1 protein-coding gene is annotated in these 371 nt (G+C 47.2%); it reads left to right on the top strand.

Going from position 1 to position 371, the window contains the following annotated elements; genetic code table 11:
- Positions 1-371, top strand: a 371-nt coding sequence (locus ACTHSP_RS22700; RefSeq protein WP_440347091.1) for an extracellular solute-binding protein, incomplete at both ends; no start/stop codon positions are given.

Below are 371 nucleotides of genomic sequence, written 5' to 3'. Positions count from 1 at the left end.
AAAAAACACGGTATCGCAGTAACTTACGATGTATATGACAGCGATGAAACGCTGGAGAGCAAGGTGTTGACCGGCAAGTCGGGTTACGACATCGTGGGTCCTTCCAATGCGTTTGTCGGTAGGCAGATTAAGGCAGGTGCGTATCAGAAAATCGACAAATCCCTGATTCCCAACTATAAAAACTTGAATCCTCAGTTGATGAAGCTGATGGAAAGCGTCGATCCGGGGCATGAATATGCGGTGCCGTTTTATTGGGGTACCAATACTTTCGCCATCAATATCGAGCGTGTGAAAAAGGCTTTGGGCACGGATCAGCTGCCGGACAATCAATGGGATTTGGTGTTTAACCCCGAATACACGTCCAAACTCAA

It is taken from the genome of Neisseria sp. P0001.S005, from assembly GCF_051963715.1.
Note: the sequence above shows the minus strand (reverse complement) of the source record. Positions and strands in the feature narration are given on the sequence as shown.